Source organism: Pseudolactococcus yaeyamensis (assembly GCF_054658615.1).
In genome coordinates, this window is the sequence record NZ_BAAGGP010000143.1 from 1 (window position 1) to 3,406 (window position 3,406).

Consider the following 3,406-nt stretch of genomic DNA (forward strand, 5'->3'; position numbering starts at 1 on the left):
AAATTTTTGAGTGTATCAAAAATCATAAGAAAAAAGATTTGAGCGCCATTTTCGATACGATGGAGGGAATGGTTGAAGGGGAAAAGAAAACAGAAAAGTTTTACAAATTCAAAAACTCTATTCTCAGAAACTTCTCCTATACCAAAACCGCTGAAGATAGAGGGTTAAATTTAAATGGTATCGGGGTTATGGAAAGTCAGCACCGAAAAATCACTTATCGGATGAAGAAACAAGGCATGTACTGGTCGTTGACGGGTGCTGAAGCCATGACCCAGCTCATTATCATGAGGTATGAAGATAAAAACGCCATCCGAGATCTATTTTTTGGCGACTGGCGTGAAAAGTATGCCAAATATCAGGAGCTAGAAGGCAGTGTCTCAGATTACTTGAAAACAAATGAGACATCAAGCGAAATCAAACAAGGCAAGATAAGAAACGATACAATCCGTAAGAGTTTTCAGTAGCTAAAAACAACGGTATATCGGCAACTATAACAAAGCAAAAAATAGCGAAGAAATAGCTAAAATACTTGAAAAAAGTTTGATTTGGCTATTGTTTTTTTGCGTGATTTAAGGTATAATTAAGATAATAAAAAATCAAAAAAGCCGATAGAGATTACCTCTCTCTATCGACAAGTAGTATAGAAAATACACTTCTATACTCACAAACTTAGTATATCTAAAAAAAGATTGAAAAGCAAGTGAGATGGAAGAAGAAAATTCTAACACGCTTGCTTTTTTGATATAAACTCGGCTCTGAATCGTAGGATTTGGGGAATATCAGAAAATAAAATACATACCCATTTTATAAGGGGATAAATGTCTGTTTTTGTCCCAATTTCTTTGAAAATGAAGCAAAATAAACGAATTGTTCAAGAAATGATGTTGCTAATCATTTTACTATTTTTTTCTAGATGCTTTACAAAAATAGATTTTGTTGTGATTGGCTTACTTGCGATTAATGAATTTTACTATGTGTTACAGTTGATGAGTGAAAAATCTGATTTTAGGGTGTTTCGAATCATTGGAAAAAGTAAACGACACATGTTTGTGACATCACAGTATGCTAATTTCAGTGTAATGGTGCTAGCCATATGTCTTGGCGTTTTCATACAAGATTGGATAAGTATTGGAATCACAAATATGATTGTACTATTAGCGATTAAAAATGTGATAGAAGTCTTGATATTTACGCTAGTTTTTATAAAAATGGAGAAAATTTAAGAAATGACAAAATTAAATAGACTAATTGTTAAAAAAAGATGGTTTGTTCTGTTTGCTATTGGCATGATAACGTTTCTAATACAAGCCATTTTTTTGGTTCAAAGTAATGTTGCCATACAAAATTATCCGATTTTGAAAGCATATGAAGCAAGAAGTAAAGAAAATTGGTCAAAGGTTGTGTATACGCCTCAAGTGGATGCTGCGAATTACGTTGTTACCCCATCTAAAGAAAGTCAGGAAAAATTTTATGAGGTATTAGAAAAAAATTTTTCTGGTCATATTTATCTTGCAAGTGAAACCTATTTTACAACTAGTGCTTTGGAAACGCCAGAAAAGTTGAGTCGTGAACAATTAAAAAATATAATTACTTCTGAATATTGGAATATCAATGATGTCAATCATTTGCTAGTTAAAGGGGTATTAAATAGAGACAGGAGTAATGTTATTTCTGAAAGTAAAAAACTAGGTCTAGCATTAGATATTAAGTCTGTTAAGGATATACTTCAGGACGTAAAACAAGAATATAGAAATGATTACGTATTTGGTATATTGGCAATTTTAATCTTGTTAGTGTTGATTGTTGTAATCTTATTGTTCGTGATTAAATCAATCCTGAAAATACTAAAAGATGAGATTAGAATTTATCGTTTAGTCGGTACAACGACTAAACAGATCACTTTTTCTATGAAGCGAGTTTTAAGCTTGCCAATTGTTGTTTTTGGTGTACTTTTTGTCTGTTTAGAATTTAGTTTATTGAGAGATGGCGGGTTACCGGTATATAATTTTATCATTTCTATCGCTTTAAGCCTACTAACCATGACTATCATATCTATTGTGACAGATTTTATGATGAGGAGACTATATGACGTTAGAAATTAAGCATTTTTCCAAAAAATATAAGACTAAACCCATTTTTTTAGATTCAAATTTTAAAGCTGAAAGAGGAGAAATTGTTGTGATTACTGGAGAGTCTGGTATTGGTAAAACGACATTTCTTGAAATGATTTCAGGATTAGTGCCTTTTCAAGAAGGAATATATGTTTATGATGAAACCGTACTTCAACAAAAATCTGATTTTGAAATGAGCAGGTTTAGAAGAGACCATATTGGCTATATTGCGCAAGATTTCGCCTTACTTGAAGACTATACGGTACTCGAAAATCTGCTAGTACCAACTTTTCATCAAAAAAAGAAAAAGCAAGATGATATCAATCGTGCAAGGATGCTTTCTAAGCAATTCGGTTTTGAAGCTATCCTTAAAAGTGTGGTCAAAAAGATTTCGGGTGGTCAAAAACAGCGTGTTGCAATCGCAAGAAGTTTGATGTTAGGTCCTGATATCATCTTGGCTGATGAACCGACAACAAATTTAGATAAGAAGAATTTTGAAATTATCATTGCCTTATTTCAAGAATTAAAAAAAGACGGTAAGTACGTGATTATTGCGTCCCATGATGAGCGGATAGTAGCCATAGCAGATAAAATTTATGAGATTTCAAATTTTAAGTTTGAATCAGTTCAGAAGAGTGGTTTTTAAACTCTTATTTTTAGGGTTATCATCAAAAAAATAAGCTTTTCAGCTTATTTTTTTATAATCCGTAGGAAGGTTTTGATTGCTTGTTTTGAAACTTTTAACAGGGTGAGAGATAATACAATCGATAGGAGTACGCTCAGGAAAGACGGCATAATTGCCGAAAGCATGGCGCAACTTAAAATCATGAGGACTGAAAAAACAGCAATATTGAGGAAAAAGGCAATCTCGTTAAATCTTTCGGCTATCATCTTATCATCAGATGCCTTTTCTTCTCTGCAATAATCGCGCATAGGCGCTTGCCAGTAATCTAAATCTTCGTCGTATTTAGGTGCTTCCATACTGCCTCCCTTATCGTACTTCCTTATGATATCACGCTTAAGTAAGCTTATACTTTACAATTCAGTTAAAATATTACATCTTGGTTACGTAACTGTATTATTTATTAATATTCTGAAGGATTGAGTTGAAGCCCTTTCTTCTCTCGTTAATTTTTGAAAAAGAAATAGCGGACGAAAAGGTTATTTCTTGTTATAATCCCGAGTTTGACAGTTAAAAATCAGAAAAACACTATTCCGCCTTGTGATATAAGGAGTTAGAGCGTTTTGTTCTCAATTATTTTTGTTGTATACACACCCCTCTTGCGAATTGTCTC

Annotated in this window: 4 protein-coding genes and 1 pseudogene; 4 read left to right on the plus strand and 1 reads right to left on the minus strand. The window is 32.8% G+C overall.

The window, feature by feature from the left end; genetic code table 11:
• The 4 genes and pseudogenes from ACYQ21_RS14965 to ACYQ21_RS14980 form a co-directional block, all read left to right on the plus strand.
• A pseudogene (locus ACYQ21_RS14965) lies at positions 1 to 464 on the plus strand (ISLre2 family transposase); the annotation flags it as partial.
• A gap of 354 nt (positions 465 to 818) precedes the next feature.
• Complete coding sequence (locus ACYQ21_RS14970; protein ID WP_460059427.1) at positions 819 to 1,223, plus strand: hypothetical protein; 405 nt, start codon at positions 819 to 821, stop codon at positions 1,221 to 1,223.
• A gap of 3 nt (positions 1,224 to 1,226) precedes the next feature.
• On the plus strand, positions 1,227 to 2,102 hold the full coding sequence (locus tag ACYQ21_RS14975; RefSeq protein ID WP_460059428.1) for a hypothetical protein: 876 nt from the start codon (positions 1,227 to 1,229) through the stop codon (positions 2,100 to 2,102).
• Positions 2,086 to 2,757: an ATP-binding cassette domain-containing protein gene (locus ACYQ21_RS14980; RefSeq protein ID WP_460059429.1), complete on the plus strand. Its 672-nt coding sequence runs from the start codon at positions 2,086 to 2,088 to the stop codon at positions 2,755 to 2,757. The genes ACYQ21_RS14975 and ACYQ21_RS14980 overlap by 17 nt, the downstream gene beginning before the upstream one ends.
• A gap of 44 nt (positions 2,758 to 2,801) precedes the next feature.
• Here ACYQ21_RS14980 and ACYQ21_RS14985 read toward each other — a convergent pair whose 3' ends face one another.
• Positions 2,802 to 3,092: a DUF3270 family protein gene (locus ACYQ21_RS14985; protein ID WP_460059431.1), complete on the minus strand. Its 291-nt coding sequence runs from the start codon at positions 3,090 to 3,092 to the stop codon at positions 2,802 to 2,804.
• Positions 3,093 to 3,406 lie beyond the last annotated feature (314 nt).